The sequence below is a fragment of the Actinokineospora alba genome (assembly GCF_004362515.1).
GTDB lineage: Bacteria > Actinomycetota > Actinomycetes > Mycobacteriales > Pseudonocardiaceae > Actinokineospora > Actinokineospora alba.
In genome coordinates this window covers 7,195,378-7,212,380 of sequence record NZ_SNXU01000001.1, presented here as the reverse complement: position 1 = coordinate 7,212,380, position 17,003 = coordinate 7,195,378, and the positions used below count along the sequence as shown (strand labels likewise).

The following is a 17,003-nucleotide window of genomic DNA, read 5'->3' as shown; positions in this document are numbered from 1 at the left end:
CACGTACTACATCGTCAGAACTACGTACCTACGTACCTATATCCACCGTCTACGGGCCCTAACTGTCGGTTTTCGAGCAAAACCATGATCATCGGATCCGAACGTCGCAGGTCGTGGCCTCGGACTTTGAGCGGAACGGAGTCATCCGTATTCAGAGAGTTGCGAGAGTGATGAGTGCGGAACCGGAGCCGGTACGGCCGTGCACACGCAGCGCGGAGGGATCATCCGGCCGCTCGTCCGACAGCAGCAGGTCGCTTCGGGCCTCGCCCGACCCGGAGGACAGGTCGACCTCGGCCACCGACCCGGCGCGCACCGCGACCCGCAGGTCGCCGGAGCCGGTCGTGAGTTCGAGCTGACCCGACGCGGCGTCGGCGACCGTGATGTCGCCGGTGCCGGTGCGCACGAGGACGTCGTCGGTCACCGCGCCGAGCCAGACGTCGCCGCCGCCGGTGGACACCGACGAGGGCCCCGCGATCTCGGTCGCCTCGACGGCGCCGGAACTGGTGCGGGCCCGCAGACCCGAGCCGGACCGGCCGACCCGGATCGAGCCGGAACCCGTGGTCAAGTGGGCGCCCGCGGCCGCCTCGACGTCGATCGCGCCGCCCGCGGTGGCCGCCTCGACCCGGCCCGCCTGCCCGGTCACGGTGATCGACGCCGCGCCGGAGCGTGACGTCAGGTGGGAGCCGAGTGGGGCGCGGATGGACACGGCCACCGGCACGCCACGCAGGCTCGCCTGGTGCGGTGTGCGCACGGTCAGCCTGCCGCCGCCGAACTCGATCTTCGTCTGGCGCACCGCCTCACCGGGCACGTCGGCGGGCGCCTGCTCACCGAGCTGGCCGCTGAACCACGTGACCAGGTTCGACAGGCCCTCCACCCACGGGTTCCCGCTGTCCGGCGCGTGCCGCACGCTCACCGCGACACCCGGTTCGTCGACCAGGCGCACCTCGATGACCCCGGCGCCGATGGTCACTGTCATCTCTATCGGTCCGTCCGCGTCGAACGTCCGCGCGGCGACCGGCTGGGTGTCGGTCATCCCCGGTACCAGCCCTGCACTCGTGAGCCGTCGGTCTTGTGCCTGCCCCTGTCTCCGCCCCTCGCCTTGCCGTGCAGCGCGCCCTGCAGCGCCTGCTGGACAAAGGTGTTGAGGGACACGCCCTGGGCGTTCGCGGCCTGCTCGGCCTTCGCCTTGAGCTCCTCGAACAGGCGCAGCGTCATCCGGCTCATATCGCCGCCGTCTTGCAGCGGCGGCGGTGGTGTCTCCTTGGTGTCACCTGACGTCTCGGTGACGACGACACGCACATCGCGCCCGTCCAAGCGGATATCCACCACATGATCGGGCAGCGCCGCGGTCACCTCGGCGGCGAGGTCGGACAGGGCGTTCATCATGGCCAGCCGGGCAGCGGGCTCGATGGCGGCGGCCAACACCGCCGCCGCGCGCCGCATGGTCTCGTCGCCGGCCGACGCTGTGGTGGCCAGGTCGTCACGCAGAGCTGCGAGGTACGGGTTCAGGTCCATGACACCACCATGACACCACTTGTGATGTCGGTCAAGGAAGTCGATGGTTGCGGTTAGGCTGGCGGCTGAAGTAGCAATCGAGTAGAGGACGGGCCACGTGACCGAGACGGTGTCGCCGAAGGTGCAGCTCATCGCCAAGACCGAGTTCTTCGCGCCGGCGGACGTGCCGTGGTCCACCGACGCCGACGGCGGTGAGGCGCTGGCCGAGTTCGCCGGCCGGGCCTGCTACCAGTCGTGGAAGAAGCCGAACCCGGCCACCGCGACCAACGCCGGCTACATCAACCACATCATCGAGGTCGGCCACCTGTCGGTCCTCGAGCACGGCAGCGTGAGCTTCTACATGACGGGCCTGTCCCGCTCGCTCACCCACGAGCTGATCCGCCACCGCCACTTCTCCTACTCGCAGCTCTCGCAGCGGTACGTGCCGGAGAAGTCGGCCGCGATGGTCGAGCCCGACGTCATCGCCGAGGACCCGGAGCTGCACGCGAAGTTCCTTGAGGCCGCCCAGGCCGCGCAGGACGCGTACAACGAGCTGCTCGCCGGCCTGGAGAAGAAGTTCGCCGACGTCAAGAGCGCCACCCTGCGCAAGAAGCAGGCGCGCCAGGCGGCTCGGGCGATCCTCCCCAACGCCACCGAGACCCGCATCGTGGTCACCGGCAACTACCGCGCCTGGCGTCACTTCATCGCCATGCGCGCCACCGAGCACGCCGACGTCGAGATCCGCGCGCTGGCCATCGAGTGCCTGCGGCAGCTGCAGAAGGCGGCGTCGAGCGTCTTCGCCGACTTCACGATCACCGCGCTGCCCGACGGCACCGAGGTCGCCTCCAGCCCGCTCGTCGCCGAAGGCTGAGCCGGGTGAAGCGGCTCGCCATCGACGTCATCGGCGGCGATTACACGGTCACCAGGTTCGACGCGGGGACCACGGTCCCCGCGGGCCTGTTCGACGGCGACGGCCTGGTGTCGGTCAGCCGCACGCCGACTGAGCTCTCGATCGTCTCCCCGAGCGCCGCGGCGCCCGAGGGCGGTCAGACCGAGGCGGGCTGGCGGCTGCTGACCGTGCGCGGCCCGCTGGAGTTCACCCTCACCGGGATCATGGCCTCGCTGGCGGGTTCGCTCGCCGCGGCCGGGGTGTCGCTGTTCGCGCTGTCCACTTTCGACACCGACCACATCCTGGTCCACGCCACCGACCTCTCCCGGGCCGTCGCGGCCCTGCGTGAGGCAGGCCACGAGGTGTTCGAGTCGGCCTGACGACACGAAAACCCCGCCCTCGGCGATCGTCTATGCGGAACCGCCGAACGGCCGATCGCGGTCTGACTAGGATTCGCGGCGGCTGAGGAGGTAGCAGGGTGTCGCAGGAGCAAGGACCGACCGTGGCGCACGGGCCGCGCATGGTGGCGGGCCGGTACGCGGTCCTCAACGAGCTGGGCCGCGGCGGCATGGGTGTCGTGTGGCTGGCCGAGGACACCATGATCGGGCGGCACGTCGCGATCAAGGAACTGCACCTGCCCGAGGGGGTGCCGCAGAGCGAGCGGCAGATCTTCGAGGAGCGCGTGCTTCGCGAGGCGCGCACCGCCGGGCGGCTCAACGACCCGGCCGTCGTCACCGTCTACGACGTCGTGCAGGAATCGGGCGCCACCTACATCGTCATGGAGCTGATCCAGGCGCCGACGCTGTCCGACGTGGTCAAGGAGCGCGGGCCGCTGCCCGCCGACCAGGTCGCCAAGCTCGCCGACCAGCTGCTCTCCGCCCTCGACGCCGCGCACCAGGCGGGCATCGTGCACCGCGACGTCAAGCCCAGCAACATCATGCTGGCCGCGAACGGCCGGGTGAAGCTGACCGACTTCGGCATCGCCCAGTCCCTCGACGACCCGCGCCTGACCAGCAGCGGCATCCTCATCGGCTCACCGTCCTACATGGCACCCGAGCGCATCCGCGGCGAAGAAGCCAGCGCGAGTTCGGACCTGTGGGCCCTCGGCGCGGTCCTGTTCTTCGCGATGGAGGGCTACTCGCCCTACGAGCGGGCCACCACCGCCGCCACCATGCACTCGATCCTCAACGAGGTCCCATACCTGACCCGCGGCCAGGGCGCGCTCGCCTCGGTGATCACCGGCCTGATGATCAACACCCCGCAGGCTCGGCTCACCTCCGGCCAGGCCCGCGGGCTGCTCACGCACGTGCAGGCGGGCCCGCCCACCGGCCCGACGATGATGACCGGCGGCACCGCGTACTTCCCGCACGGCCAGGCCACCCGCGTGGTCGCCGCGCCGCCGAAGGGCGGGGTGAACAAGAAGCTCGCGATGATCCTCGCGGGCATCCTGCTGATCGCGGGCGCGGTCGGCGGCTTCTTCCTGAGCAACGCGATCAACGCCCCCGGTTCCGACGACCGGCTTCCCGCGACGAAGTACACCTACGGCATCAATGGTGAACTCAATGAGTTCGCGATCAGCAACGGGTACTGCGGTTCGAGCAAGCTGCAGGGCGGGGCGTCGTACGAGTCCAACAGTGACTGCAAGAAAGCCTTCGGGATTCAGGTGTACGGCAGCTTCGAGCCGATGAACTCCTCGGAGGAGTACGCCTACTTCGGCGACGCGCTCAAGACCCTCGGCGACAGCTACTGCGGCTGGCTGTTCGAGACCGACCGGATCAAGAAGGACAAGAAGTCGAACCTGGTCTACTCGGTGATCGTCCCATCGAAGGAGACATGGGAAGCCGAGTCGTCCAAGGGCGGCTCCCGCGAGGTCTACTGCGTGCTCAGGGAAAAGAACAACAACCTGCTCAGTGAGTCGCAGCTCACCAAGTCGGACTAACTTACCCCCGGTAATGTAGGTCCATGGGTGTAGCCAAGGACGAACGCGCGCAGCTCAGTGACCTGTTCGCCGAAGTCGGGCCGGACGCGCCGACGCTGTGCGGCGACTGGAAGACCCGCGATCTCGCCGCCCACCTCGTGGTCCGCGAGCACCGGCCGGACGCGGCGGGCGGCATCCTGGTCAAAGCCCTGGCCGGCTACCTCCAGAAGGTCCAGGACGGCTACGCCGCCAAGCCGTGGCCCGAACTTGTCGACCTGGTGCGCGGCGGTCCGCCGCTGCTGTCGATCTACCGCCCGGCCTTCCTCGACGAGCTGATCAACACCACCGAGTACTACGTGCACCACGAGGACGTCCGCCGCGCCGTCCCCGGCTGGGAGCCGCGCCCAGCCGACAACGAGCGCGACCGCGCCCTGTGGGTCGCGCTGAAGCGCTCCGGCCGGATGTTCTTCCGCAACAGCCCCGTCGGCGTCAACGCCCGGACCCCGTCCGGCAGGCACACCAGCTTCAAGCGCGGCCCCAACACCGTCACCCTCGTGGGTGAACCGGGTGAGCTGCTGCTGTACGCCTTCGGCCGCGACGAGTGCCGCATCGAGTTCGAGGGCGAGCAGTCGTCGATCAGTGTCGTCTCGGGCCTCAACAGAGGCCTCTAGCAGCCAGACCTGCGCCGGTGACCGCAGGTTGCGGGCGTCGGGTCGATGACCACGAGGTAGCGTCTAACCCCATGACCGCAAGTCCCACAGCCACGCCCGGCAGACCGTTCGGCCGGGTGCTCACCGCCATGGTCAGCCCCTTCGACGCCGAGGGGGCGGTCGATCTCGACCGGGCGCAGGAACTCGCCGCGCACCTCGTCGACCTGGGCAATGACGGTCTGATCGTCAACGGCACCACCGGCGAATCGCCGACCACGACCGACAAGGAGAAGTCGGACCTGGTCCGCGCCGTGGTCGAGGCCGTGGGAGACCGGGCGACCGTCGTCGGCTCGGTCGGCACGTACAACACGGCGCACTCGGTGCACCTGGCGGGCGAGGCCGAGAAGGCGGGCGCGCACGGCCTGCTCGTGGTCACCCCGTACTACTCCCGCCCGCCGCAGTCCGGCCTGCTCGCGCACTTCACCGCGATCGCCGACGCCACCGGCCTGGGCGTGATGCTCTACGACATCCCGCCGCGCTCGGTCGTCCCCATCGAGGTCGACACCCTGCGCAAGCTCGCCGAGCACCCGCGCATCCTCGCGGTCAAGGACGCCAAGGGCGACCTCCTCGCGGGCAGCCAGGTCATCGCGACCACCGACCTCGCCTACTACTCCGGCGACGACGCCCTCAACCTGCCGTGGCTGTCCATCGGCGGCGTCGGCTTCGTCAGCGTCATCGGCCATGTCGTCGCCGACCGCCTGCGCACCATGGTCGACAGCTACGAGAGCGGCGACGTCGCCGCGGCCCGCGAAGTCCACAATGGACTCCTGCCGGTGCTGCGCGCGTTCAGCCGGGTCGGCGGCGTCGTGTTCTCCAAGGCCGCGCTGCGACTGCGCGGCATCGACGCGGGCGACCCGCGACTGCCGCTGCTGCCCGCCACCGACGAGCAGATCGCCGCCATCGCGGGCGATCTCGGCGTGGCCGGACTGACCAACGCCGACGGCCAGGGCATCGACCCCGCCACCGCGCGGGTCGCGCACACCGACGCCAACGCCGCGTACGTCAACACCACGACCCACACAAGCGCCGGGACGGTTCATAAGTGAGTGCCAACCGCACATCGGGGAAGTGGCCGCACAACCAGCCCGCCCCGCTGGCTGACGGCGGCCTGCGCATTGTCGCGCTCGGCGGCATCGGTGAGATCGGCCGCAACATGACCGTCTTCGAGTACGGCGGCAGACTGCTGATCGTCGACTGCGGCGTGCTCTTCCCCGAAGACCAGCAGCCCGGTGTCGACCTGATCCTCCCGGACTTCCGCGCGATCGAAGACCGGATCAACGAGATCGACGCGCTGGTCCTGACCCACGGCCACGAGGACCACATCGGCGCCGTGCCGTTCCTCCTGCGGCTGCGGCCCGACCTGCCGATCATCGGCTCCCGGTTCACCCTCGCCCTCGTGGCGGCCAAGTGCAAGGAGCACCGCCTCACCCCGAGCCTGCACGAGGTCAAGGAAGGCGAACGCCGCGCGTGGGGCGTGTTCGACTGCGAGTTCTTCGCCGTCAACCACTCCATCCCCGACGCGCTGGCCGTGGCCATCCGCACGCCCGCCGGCCTGGTCCTGCACACCGGCGACATCAAGCTCGACCAGCTCCCGCTCGACGGCCGCCTCACCGACCTCGCGGGCTTCTCCCGCCTCGGCGACGAGGGCGTCGACCTGTTCCTGGTCGACTCGACCAACGCCGAGGTCCCCGGCTTCGTCATCTCCGAGCGCGAGATCGGCCCGGTCCTCGACGGCGTCATCCAGCGGGCCAACCAGCGGGTCATCGTCGCCTGCTTCGCCAGCCACGTGCACCGCGTCCAGCAGGTCCTCGACGTCGCCGTCGCGCACGGCCGCCGGGTCGCGCTCGTCGGTCGGTCCATGGTCCGCAACATGGGCATCGCCGCCGACCTGAAGCTGCTCACCGTCCCACCGGGCCTGCTCGTCAGCCTCGACGAGGCGATGACCATGCCCGAGGACCAGGTCCTGTTCGTCTCCACCGGCTCCCAGGGCGAGCCCCTCTCCGCGCTGTCGCGGATGGCGCGCGGCGAGCACCGGCACATCTCGATCCGCCCCGGCGACACGGTGATCCTGGCCAGCTCCATGATCCCCGGCAACGAGACGGCCGTGTTCGGCGTCGTCAACGGCCTGGTCCGGCTCGGCGCGCACGTGGTCCACCAGGGCAACGCCAAGGTGCACGTCTCCGGCCACGCCCCGGCGGGCGAACTCCTGTTCCTCTACAACGCGGTGCGCCCCAGCAACGTCATGCCCGTCCACGGCGAATGGCGCCACCTGCGCGCCAACGCCGCCCTGGCCGTGCAGACCGGCGTCCCCGAAGACCGGGTGGTCATCGCCGAGGACGGCGTGGTGGTCGACCTGGTCGACGGCCAGGCGAAGATCACCGGCCGGGTCGAGGTCGGCCACGTCTACGTCGACGGCCTGTCGGTCGGCGACGTCGGCGAGTCCACGCTTTCGGACCGGCTGGTGCTGGGCGAGGGCGGCTTCATCTCCATCACCATCGCCGTCGACTCCGCCACCGGCCGCGCCATGGCGCCGCCGACGATCTCCGGGCGCGGCTTCTCCGACGACCCCAAGGCACTTGACGATGTCGTGTCGCTGGTGGAGATGGAGCTGTCGCACACGGAGTCCGAGGGCATCACCGACACCCACCGGATCGCCCAACACGTCCGCCGGGTGGTGGGCCGCTGGGTCGCCGACACCTACCGCCGCCGCCCGATGATCGTGCCGACCGTCATTCCGGTATAGGAGAGGGTCTTGCCCCATATCTCGGTTTCCATGTACCCCGGCCGCACCCAGGAACAGAAGCGCGAACTCGTCGCCAAGCTGACGGACGCGTTCGTCGAGACCTGCGGCGGCAACCGCGAGGGCGTGTGGGTTGTGATCAACGAGGTCCCAGCCGAGAACTGGGGCGTCGGCGGCGAACTGCGGGGATAGCCCATGCGGGCACCCGCCGCCACAGTCCTGCTGCGGCGGCGGGTCGAACGCCGCTACGCCCGCCGGGCAGCCGAAGCGAGCACCACAGCCACCGCGGCACTGAGCAGCTGCCGCAGCAGGAGATTGCGTTCACGACGGCGTTCACGCCTGGTCTGGTTCATCGCAGCTCCGTTTCCGCTCGCGTCTCATAGGGTGTCGCTCCATCCGCGGGCGGCGTAACGGCCTCCGCAGGCTCGCGCAACGGCTCGAACCGTTCCCCGGCGTCGTCCAACATCAGCAGAGTCCCGCTGGGAATGTCGAAGAACAGCCCGATGAGCCGCACCCGCCCAGCCGTCACCGCGGCCGCCACATCCGGCATCTTCCCCAGTGACTCAAGCTGCACCGCCACGTTGACCATCGCCAGCTGATCGATCTCCGACCATCCCGACTCCGCCGCCCGCTTCCCCAGCGGATGCCCGTCCTTCCAGGCCTGCAAGCTGGGTGCGGCCCACCGCAGCCAGCGCCCGATCGGGTCGTTCTCCGGTCCCGACATCAGCGCGGTCATCGCGCCGCAGCGGGAGTGGCCGCAGACGATCATCGTCGGCACCTTGAGGTGGTCGAGCGCGTAGAGCACGCCCGCGCGCATCGACAGGTCGCCGGGCACCAGGTTGCCCACGTTGCGCAGGGTGAACAGGTCGCCGGGGCCGGACGTGGTGATCACGTTCGGCACGATCCGCGAGTCCGCGCACGTCAGGAACAGGGCGTGCGGGTGCTGGTTCGCGGCCAGCCTGCGCAGGTGCGGGCGCATGATCGGCGCGGTCCGCCGGTGGTACTCCCGCGCACCGGTCAGCAGCGGCCGCAGGACGTGGTCGCGGGACTGGTGCGGGATCGGGACATGCGTGTGGTCGTGCTTCTTGTGGGAGTTCAGCGATTCGCTGTCCTGCCAGTGCGACCACGGCAGGAACCAGCGCGGGCCCGGGCCGGTGCGCTTGCGCCGGGTGTTGGGGCCCGGACCGCCGATCTCGTCGATGACGATCGTGCCGCCGGTCGCCTCGTGCTGGCGCCGCCACGCCGAGAGGTGTTCGTAGGCGGCGTGGTCGAGGTAGTCCACGACGAGTTCCAAGTGGACGGAGCTGCCGTCGGGAACCTGGGTCAGCACCCGGGAAAGCCTTGGCACGGAAAGAAAGCTTAAAGTCCCCTCGACGACGACGGCGTACACATCGTCGGCCCCCTGCTCGACTCGCACGCGCGCCCACACGATTCGGCGCAGCGTCGCGAGGAGCGCGACGGCGAAGCCCAGCAGGACCCCTTCGAGCAGGTTCAGCATGACCACGCCGGCGATCGTGACCAGGTAGACCATCAGCTCGCCGTGCCTGCGCGCGGTCCGCATGTCGGCCAGCTTGACCAGGTTCATGCCGACGACCACCAGCAGGCCTGCCAGGGCGGCCATCGGGATCTGCTCGACGAGGTTGACCAGCAGCACCGTGAACAGCAGCACCCACACGCCGTGCAGGGTCGCCGAGGCGCGGGTGCGGGCGCCCGCGCGGACGTTGGTCGCGCTGCGCACGATCACGCCGGTGATGGGCAGGCCGCCGAGCAGGCCGGAGACGATGTTCGCGCTGCCCTGACCGACGAGTTCGCGGTTGAGGTCGGTGCGGTGGCCCTCGCGCAGCTTGTCGACGGCGACAGCGGAGAGCAGGCTCTCGACGCTGGCGATGATCGTCATGGTGAACACGCCGAGCGCGAACGCGGCCCAGTGGCCGTCGGGGAGCGCGGGCAGGGCGATCGCCGAGAGCGGCGAGTCCGGCAGCGACACCCGCTGCACGTCGATCCCCAGGGTGACCACGGTGGCGAGCACGATCGCCACCAGCGGGCCGGGGACGGCCCTGATCCGCTCGGGCAGCTTGGGCCAGACGAGCAGCAGCGCGACGACCGCCAGGCCGATGAAGGTGGCGGGTTGGTGCAGGTCGGTGACCTGCGCGGGCAGGTCGCGCAGGTTGTGCCAGGTGTTGGCGCTCGCGGAGCCGCCGAGCAGCACGTGCACCTGGCTGATGACGATGACGACGCCGATGCCCGCGAGCATCGCGTGCACCACCGTGGGGGAGATCGCGAGCGCGGCCCGGCCGATCTTGCACGCGCCGAGGATGAGTTGGAGCACGCCGGCGCAGACGGTGATCGCGCAGGTCACCGCCCAGCCGAACTGGCCGATGAGTTCGGCGACGACCACGGTCAGACCCGCGGCCGGCCCGCTGACCTGCAGTCGGGAGCCGCCGAGCGGACCGGCGACCAGGCCGCCGACGACGGCGGCGATAAGCCCGGCGATGACCGGCGCCCCGGACGCGGCGGCGATGCCGAGCGAGAGGGGGACGGCGATGAGGAAGACGACTAGCGAGGCCTGCACGTCATGGCGGGCGTCGAGCAGGCGGTGGGGCGGGGCGTGGGCCGGGCCACTGGAGCGTGGTGCACCCATCGGGGTACCTCCTTGAGGGTCGGTCGGAACGAACGCTCTCGGGTGCACCATGTTTCGGTACCGAGATGAGCACATGGTGACCGATTGGCCACGATGTGTCGCCTGCGACAAGTAAACATCGCTTTACTTTCAGCGCGTCCAGTGACCCCCGGATAGATCAACTTCACCCGACCGCGTGTGGTGTAGGTCTCAATCGGTGGGTAGCGGGTCGGCGGGCGTGACCGGCCCGTGCGACGCGAGCTGGACCAGCGCGGCCCCGCTCAGGAGCACCGCCATCCCGACGATCTGGTCGGGTGAGAGGGTCTCGCCGAGCATCAGCCAGGCGAGCAGGGTGGCCACGATCGGCTCGGAGAGAGCGAGCACACTGGCCACTGTGGACGGCAGATGCCGAAGTGAACTGATACTCAGGGTGTAGGCGAGCGCGGTGCTGATCAGCGCGACCGTGACCAGCAGCGCCAACACCGGCACCTGCGCGCCGCCGAAGGCGGAGGTCGTCCGGACCGCCGCGTACGGCATCGTCCACGGCGGCGCGACGGCGAACAGCGCGAGCGCGCCTACCACCATTCCCCAAGTCACCATCCCGATCGGGTGGTGCTCGCTCGCCCCACGCTCTCCGAGCAGGTAATACGCCGCCGAACACAGCGCCGCGCCGATTCCGGCGAGCATTCCGACCCCGTCAAGCTCAAGCGACTTCCATACCTGGGCCACCAGCGCCAGTCCGAGGAAGGCGAGCGCGATGCCCGCCCAGGACAGCATCGGCAGCCGCACCTTGCGGACGAACCGCACCCAGAACGCCACCAGAACCGGCGAGGTGTACTCCAGCAGCATCGCGATGCCGACCGGGAGGCGGGAGACGGCGATGAAGAAAAGCAGCTGGACCAGGGCGACTCCGGCGAGCCCGTAGGCGAGGAGGAGTCGCCACTGGTCGCGGCGCACGCGCAGGATCGACGGCTTGATCAGGCAGACGCCGATCAGCAACACCGCGGCGGCGATGCCCACTCGGGCGCTCGCGACGTGTTCGGGGGACAGGCCCGCGTTCATCGCGGCCTTGGCCAGCGGCCCCGAACTGCCGAACGCCATCGAGGCGCCGAGGATGTAGAGAACCCCCCGACCTCGATGGATAACCGGTGTTCTGAGTTCAGTCGTCACGAAGTCCAGTCTGCCTTAAGTCAACGGAAGCGATGGTTGGATGGTAGGACGTATCCGCTCGTCGGTGACCCGTGGGCCGCCCTCTATGCTTGCGCGCGCACAGGCGGCGGAGGTGTCATGCAAGGCGAACGACGTGGGCCCGTGCCCGGACTCCACAAAGTCCGATTCGGCACCGCCGAACTACTCGCCGACGCCGACCGCGACAACGCGTGGCTCCTGACCGTCGAGGGCGTCGCCCAGTCCTATGTGGATCTCGACGACCCGTGGCACCTCGAATTCGACTACGTCCGCCGCATCGGCGATGTGATCGACGTGCTTCCGCCGGGCCCGATGGACGTCCTGCACGTCGGCGGGGGAGCGGGCACCCTGCCCAGGTACCTGCACGCCACCCGCCCCGGCTGCGACCAGTTGGTGATCGACGCCGACGGCCCCTTGATCGACCTGGTGCGGGCCGAGCTGGACCTGGACTCGGTCCCAGGCCTGGAAGTCCGCGTCGCCGAAGGCCGCCCCGCGGTCGCGGAACTCCCCGACGACCAGTACGACTTGGTCATCCTCGACGCCTATGTCCGTGCGGCCATGCCCGGCGGCCTGGCCACCCTGGAATTCATCACCGAGACAGCCCGCGTCCTGCGCCCGGGAGGAACGGTCGTGGTCAACATCTCCGACGGCCCCGGCCTGCGCTTCGCCCGACGGTTCATCGCGACGATGACGGCCGTCTTCCCACACGTGGTGATGCTGGCCGAACCCAACGTGCTCAGGGGCAGGCGCTACGGAAACCTGGTGGTGGCCGCGTCGACCGAGCCGCTCCCGGTGAAGGACCTGGCTTCCCGGGTGGCATCGGCGGCTTTCCCGGCCAGATGTGTGCCGACCGCACAACTGCTGGCCTTGTCGGCAAGCGCGGAACCCATCACCGACGCGTCCCCGATGGCCACCCCCACCCCGCCGGAACACGCCTTCGGCCTACCCGACAAAACAAGCTAGCGGCGAAGAACAGCCGACAAGGCGCAACGGGCAAGCCCCAAGGCCCCGAGGCGCAAGGCGGGCAAGCCCCAAGGCCCCAAGGCGCAACGGGGCCAACAAGTAGAACCCAGGCCCCTGATTCGCAACGGGCCAATCCTCACGGCCTGTTTGGGTGGTTCGCCTTGATTTGGGGTGAAATGGGCCTAAACTTTCGCGGCGCGGGGCAGTTTCCCTATCCTGCCCGCTTTACCCGCGCAGGCCCATTTCCGGGGTCCCCAAATCAAGGCGAACCACCCAAACAGGCCCCCCGCCCCAAGTCGGGCCTAAGCGGGCCGCCAAGGACTCTTCGCATCACAAGGCCGAGTCGGATCGACAAACGCAGGCACATCAGGCTCATCCGGCCGGAGAGCGATCAAATCGGTCGTAATCGCCTGCATGATCCGAGTATGCGCCCGCACAGCATCCCCAGGCTTACCGTCAGTCAGATCAGAAAGATCCACCTGCTGTCCAAAGTGGACCCGAAACACCGGCCGATCCCGCACAGCCCGGAAGAACGACAACAGCAGCGGCTTCACATCGCGCCACCCCGTGACGACCTCAGTCCCCCAGTAAACGGCCTCATGCGCCCCCCACTGGCTGATCGTCACCACCGGCACATTCCCGCCAAGCGCCATCCGTGCCACCCCGGTCTTCCCGCGCTCGGGCCACAGCCCAGGCTCCCGGCTGACCCGCCCCTCCGGATACACCAGCAACGGCACCCGAGCCTCACCAAGAGCGTCGACGGCGCGGTGGAACGCCTCCGCCACATGGGCTTTGCCGCGGTCCACCCGCAGATGCCCGGCCTTGCGCAGGAAGTAGCCCAGAACCGGCGCGTCGAGCAGACCCGCGGTCAGCATGAACCGCGGCGGGAAACCGGCTTTCGCGCACGCGGCGATCAGGACGAACGGGTCGAACATGCCGATGTGGTTGGCCGCGACCAGAACCGGGCGTCCACGCAGTTCCTCGGGGAACTTACCGGTGATCTCGATGCGTCCGACCGACCGCACCAGTGCTCGATCGATCCAGACCATCGCCCGCCAGACCAGCGGTGACTTGCCGAACGTCTTCCCACGGCGTGTCGACTGTTCTCCGTCGGTCCGCAGCGCAACCATGGCCAGAGCATGACATGCCCCAGGTCGGTGTCGGCCGCCAGGTCGACACGGATTCATGTTGTCCGTGTGACCCGTGGGGCGGGAGGGCAGGGCCGACTACCGTGTGGGCTATGGCGAGCCGGACGACCTCCTCCAACAACGCGGGCAAACGTCCCGCCGCGCGCAAACCCGCGGCCAAGCGTCCACCGGCGCGCAAACCGGCCGCCCGCAAGGCCCCGGTCCGCAAGTCCGCTGCCAGGCAGAACGTCCTCGTCGCGATGTTCGCGGGCGGCTGGGGCCTGCTGGCCAAGGGCGCGGGTTCGATCGCCCGGGCCGTCGGGCGCACCAAGGAACTCGACCCGGCCCACCGCCGCGACGGCGTCGGCTTCGGCCTGATCGCCCTGGGCGTCATCCTCGGCGCCGCCGTGTGGTGGCGGGCCGCGGGACCGGTCGGCCGCGGCATGGAGATCGGCGTGCGCAGCGTGTTCGGCGCGCTGGCCGTGGCGCTGCCGCTGATGCTGCTGGTCACCGGCATCGTCCTGATGCGCTCGGACCCCCAGCCGGAGAAACGCCCCCGACTCGTCGTCGGCGCGCTGCTGATCATCCTTTCGCTGCTTGGTGTCCTGCATGTGATCAGTGACCTGCCCACCGACAACGCCGGGCGGATGTTCGCGGGCGGCGCGCTGGGCTACGTCTCCGGTGGCCTGCTCGCGAAGGGTGTCACCGCGTGGGTGGCGATCCCGGTTCTCGTCCTGATGCTCGGCTTCGGCGTCCTCGTCTTCACCGGCACCCGTATCCGCGAGATCCCGACCCGGCTGCGCGAACTCGCGGGCATGGAACCGGATGACGAAGGTCTCGACGACCTCGAAGAGGCCGAGCCGGAGCCGGTCAAGCTGCGCAGGCCCTCACGGCGCCGGGTCGGGGCGGCCGCCGAGGACGGCGCCGTGCAGCCCGAGCTGCCGATCGACGAGCCGACCCCCCGGGTGCGCCCGGAGCAGGTCAAGGAGAACAAGCCCGCCACCGAGCCGAAGAAGCCCAAGGACGCGATCACCGTCACCCGGGTCGTCGACGGCGACTACCGGCTGCCCGACCCGTCGATCCTGGCCGACGGCGACGTGCCCAAGACCCGCAGCAAGGCCAACGACCTGATGATCGAGGCGATCAGCGGCGTCCTCGACCAGTTCGCCATCGACGCCCAGGTCACCGGCTTCACCCGCGGCCCGACAGTCACGCGCTACGAGGTCGAGCTCGGGCCGGGCGTGAAGGTCGAGAAGATCACCGCGCTGACCAAGAACATCGCCTACGCCGTCGCCACCGACAACGTCCGGCTGCTCGCGCCCATCCCGGGCAAGTCCGCGGTCGGCATCGAGGTCCCCAACAGCGACCGCGAGATGGTCCGCCTCGGCGACGTGCTGCGCAGCGCCACCGCGATCAAGGACACCCATCCGATGGTGGTCGGCCTCGGCAAGGACATCGAAGGCCACATGATCACCGCGAACCTGGCGAAGATGCCGCACCTGCTGTGCGCGGGCTCGACCGGTTCCGGCAAGTCCAGCTTCGTGAACTCGATGCTCGTCTCGCTGCTGGCGCGGGCTACGCCCGACGAGGTCCGGATGATCCTGATCGACCCGAAGATGGTCGAGCTGACGCCGTACGAGGGCATCCCGCACCTGATCACGCCCATCATCACCCAGCCCAAGAAGGCGGCCGCCGCGCTGACCTGGCTGGTCGAGGAGATGGAGCAGCGCTACCAGGACATGCAGGTCAACAAGGTCCGGCACATCGACGACTTCAACAAGAAGGTCAAGACCGGCGAGATCGCCGCCCCGCCCGGCAGCGAACGCGTCTACCGGCCTTACCCATACATCCTCGCCATCGTCGACGAGCTGGCCGACCTGATGATGACCGCCCCGCGCGACGTCGAGGACGCGATCGTCCGGATCACCCAGAAGGCCCGTGCCGCGGGCATCCACCTGGTGCTGGCGACCCAGCGGCCCTCGGTCGACGTCGTCACCGGCCTGATCAAGACCAACGTCCCGTCGCGGCTGGCGTTCGCCACGTCCTCGCTCACCGACTCGCGGGTCATCCTCGACCAGCCCGGTGCGGAGAAGCTGATCGGCATGGGCGACGCGCTGTACCTGCCGATGGGGTCCTCCAAGCCGGTCCGCATCCAGGGCGCGTACGTCAGCGACGAGGAGATCTCCGCGATCGTCTCGTTCACCAAGGAGCAGGCACAGCCGGACTACCAGGACGGCGTGACCGCGGCCAAGGCGGGCGAGAAGAAGGAGATCGACGACGACATCGGCGACGACCTCGACGTGCTGCTGCAGGCCACCGAGCTGATCGTCACCTCCCAGTTCGGCTCGACGTCGATGCTGCAGCGCAAGCTGCGCGTCGGCTTCGCCAAGGCGGGCAGGCTGATGGACCTGCTGGAGACCCGCGGCGTCGTCGGGCCGTCCGAGGGCTCCAAGGCCCGCGAGGTGCTGATCAAGCCGGACGAGCTGGAGAACGTCCTGTGGACGATGCGCGGCGGCGCGCCCGCCGACGACGACCCCGACGACTGACGGGGTGTGAAGTCCTCTTAGGTCTCGAATTGCTAACGACCGGTGGATATTCGCCCCAGGGGAGCGTATTGGCGGCGAAGGTACCGGCGGACGAATGTGGCGTGCCGTCGTAGCGGCATGATCGACGGAAGGACACGCGTGCAGTACGACTACAGCTACAACTCGGGACCGGATGCGGCGGCCGTATTGCCGGTCACGATTCTGGGCTTTGCCGTCATGGCGGTAATTGTCGTCGCGATGTGGAAGGTGTTCACCAAGGCGGGACAGCCTGGCTGGGCCTCGATCATCCCGTTCTACAACACCTACATCGTGCTCAAGATCGTCGGCAGGCCCGGCTGGTGGCTGCTTTTGCTGCTGATCCCGCTGGTCAACCTCGTGATCATCATCATGATCATGATCGACCTGGCGAAGGCGTTCGGCAAGGGCGGCGGCTTTGCCGTCGTGCTGATCCTCTTCGGCTTCATCGGCTTTTGCATCCTCGGCTTCGGTAGCGCCCGCTACGTCGGCCCCGTCGCCGACCCGGCCTTCGCTGCCGGTGGCGGCTACCCGCCGCACGGCGGATACCCCCAGGGCGGTTACCCGCAGCAGGGTGGCTACCCGCAGCAGCAGGCCTACGCGCAGCCCGGTTACCCGCAGCAGCCCGGTTACCCGGCGCAGCCCGGCTACCCGCAGCAGGCGCCCGCCCAGCCTGGCTACCCGCAGCAGCCCGGCTACCCGCAGCAGGGTGGTTACCCGCAGCAGCCGGGCTACCCCCAGCAGGGCGGCTACCCGCAGCAGCCGTACGGCCAGTAAGTCCAGCTCTCCACAC

15 protein-coding genes are annotated in these 17,003 nt (G+C 69.2%); 10 read left to right on the top strand and 5 right to left on the bottom strand.

What is annotated here, in order from left to right; translation table 11 throughout:
• Window positions 1–151: 151 nt before the first annotated feature.
• Both C8E96_RS32635 and C8E96_RS32630 read right to left on the bottom strand, forming a co-directional pair.
• Complete coding sequence (locus tag C8E96_RS32635; RefSeq protein ID WP_091371116.1) at window positions 152–1,033, bottom strand: DUF4097 family beta strand repeat-containing protein; 882 nt, start codon at window positions 1,031–1,033, stop codon at window positions 152–154.
• Complete coding sequence (locus C8E96_RS32630; protein WP_091371118.1) at window positions 1,030–1,515, bottom strand: toxin-antitoxin system HicB family antitoxin; 486 nt, start codon at window positions 1,513–1,515, stop codon at window positions 1,030–1,032. Before C8E96_RS32630 ends, C8E96_RS32635 begins: the two co-directional genes overlap by 4 nt.
• A gap of 97 nt (window positions 1,516–1,612) precedes the next feature.
• Here C8E96_RS32630 and thyX point away from each other — a divergent pair, with 97 nt between their 5' ends.
• The 7 genes from thyX (at window position 1,613) to C8E96_RS32595 (ending at window position 7,943) form a co-directional block, all read left to right on the top strand.
• A complete protein-coding gene (gene thyX, locus C8E96_RS32625) occupies window positions 1,613–2,365 on the top strand; it encodes an FAD-dependent thymidylate synthase (protein WP_091371120.1) in 753 nt (250 codons plus the stop codon).
• 5 nt (window positions 2,366–2,370) lie between these two features.
• A complete protein-coding gene (locus C8E96_RS32620; RefSeq protein WP_091371122.1) occupies window positions 2,371–2,763 on the top strand; it encodes an ACT domain-containing protein in 393 nt (130 codons plus the stop codon).
• 98 nt (window positions 2,764–2,861) lie between these two features.
• Entirely contained in the window at window positions 2,862–4,322 is a 1,461-nt protein-coding gene (locus C8E96_RS32615) for a serine/threonine-protein kinase (protein WP_228769717.1), read from the top strand.
• Window positions 4,323–4,345: 23 nt separating this feature from the next.
• Entirely contained in the window at window positions 4,346–4,972 is a 627-nt protein-coding gene (locus C8E96_RS32610; RefSeq protein ID WP_091371125.1) for a TIGR03085 family metal-binding protein, read from the top strand.
• A 71-nt stretch (window positions 4,973–5,043) separates the two neighbouring features.
• Window positions 5,044–6,057 carry a 4-hydroxy-tetrahydrodipicolinate synthase gene (gene dapA, locus C8E96_RS32605; RefSeq protein ID WP_091371127.1) on the top strand — a complete coding sequence of 338 codons (1,014 nt, stop codon included), beginning with the start codon at window positions 5,044–5,046 and terminating at the stop codon, window positions 6,055–6,057.
• Window positions 6,054–7,754: a ribonuclease J gene (locus tag C8E96_RS32600; protein ID WP_176926725.1), complete on the top strand. Its 1,701-nt coding sequence runs from the start codon at window positions 6,054–6,056 to the stop codon at window positions 7,752–7,754. The genes dapA and C8E96_RS32600 overlap by 4 nt, the downstream gene beginning before the upstream one ends.
• A gap of 9 nt (window positions 7,755–7,763) precedes the next feature.
• Window positions 7,764–7,943: a 2-hydroxymuconate tautomerase gene (locus C8E96_RS32595; RefSeq protein WP_091371128.1), complete on the top strand. Its 180-nt coding sequence runs from the start codon at window positions 7,764–7,766 to the stop codon at window positions 7,941–7,943.
• Window positions 7,944–8,100: 157 nt separating this feature from the next.
• Here C8E96_RS32595 and C8E96_RS32590 read toward each other — a convergent pair whose 3' ends face one another.
• Both C8E96_RS32590 and C8E96_RS32585 read right to left on the bottom strand, forming a co-directional pair.
• The gene (locus C8E96_RS32590; protein WP_091371130.1) at window positions 8,101–10,392 is read right to left on the bottom strand and encodes a SulP family inorganic anion transporter; all 2,292 of its coding nucleotides are present in this window, start codon (window positions 10,390–10,392) and stop codon (window positions 8,101–8,103) included.
• 189 nt (window positions 10,393–10,581) lie between these two features.
• Window positions 10,582–11,541 carry an EamA family transporter gene (locus C8E96_RS32585; RefSeq protein WP_267463843.1) on the bottom strand — a complete coding sequence of 320 codons (960 nt, stop codon included), beginning with the start codon at window positions 11,539–11,541 and terminating at the stop codon, window positions 10,582–10,584.
• A 117-nt stretch (window positions 11,542–11,658) separates the two neighbouring features.
• Between C8E96_RS32585 and C8E96_RS32580 the strand changes: the two genes are divergently transcribed.
• The gene (locus C8E96_RS32580; RefSeq protein ID WP_091371134.1) at window positions 11,659–12,522 is read left to right on the top strand and encodes a spermidine synthase; all 864 of its coding nucleotides are present in this window, start codon (window positions 11,659–11,661) and stop codon (window positions 12,520–12,522) included.
• A gap of 302 nt (window positions 12,523–12,824) precedes the next feature.
• Here C8E96_RS32580 and C8E96_RS32575 read toward each other — a convergent pair whose 3' ends face one another.
• A complete protein-coding gene (locus C8E96_RS32575; RefSeq protein ID WP_091371135.1) occupies window positions 12,825–13,652 on the bottom strand; it encodes a lysophospholipid acyltransferase family protein in 828 nt (275 codons plus the stop codon).
• A gap of 110 nt (window positions 13,653–13,762) precedes the next feature.
• Between C8E96_RS32575 and C8E96_RS32570 the strand changes: the two genes are divergently transcribed.
• Window positions 13,763–16,195 (top strand): DNA translocase FtsK 4TM domain-containing protein, encoded by a 2,433-nt coding sequence (locus C8E96_RS32570; protein ID WP_091371137.1) that lies wholly within the window; start codon window positions 13,763–13,765, stop codon window positions 16,193–16,195.
• Between the two features lie 138 nt (window positions 16,196–16,333).
• Window positions 16,334–16,987 (top strand): DUF5684 domain-containing protein, encoded by a 654-nt coding sequence (locus C8E96_RS34365; RefSeq protein ID WP_228769718.1) that lies wholly within the window; start codon window positions 16,334–16,336, stop codon window positions 16,985–16,987.
• Window positions 16,988–17,003: the final 16 nt, after the last annotated feature.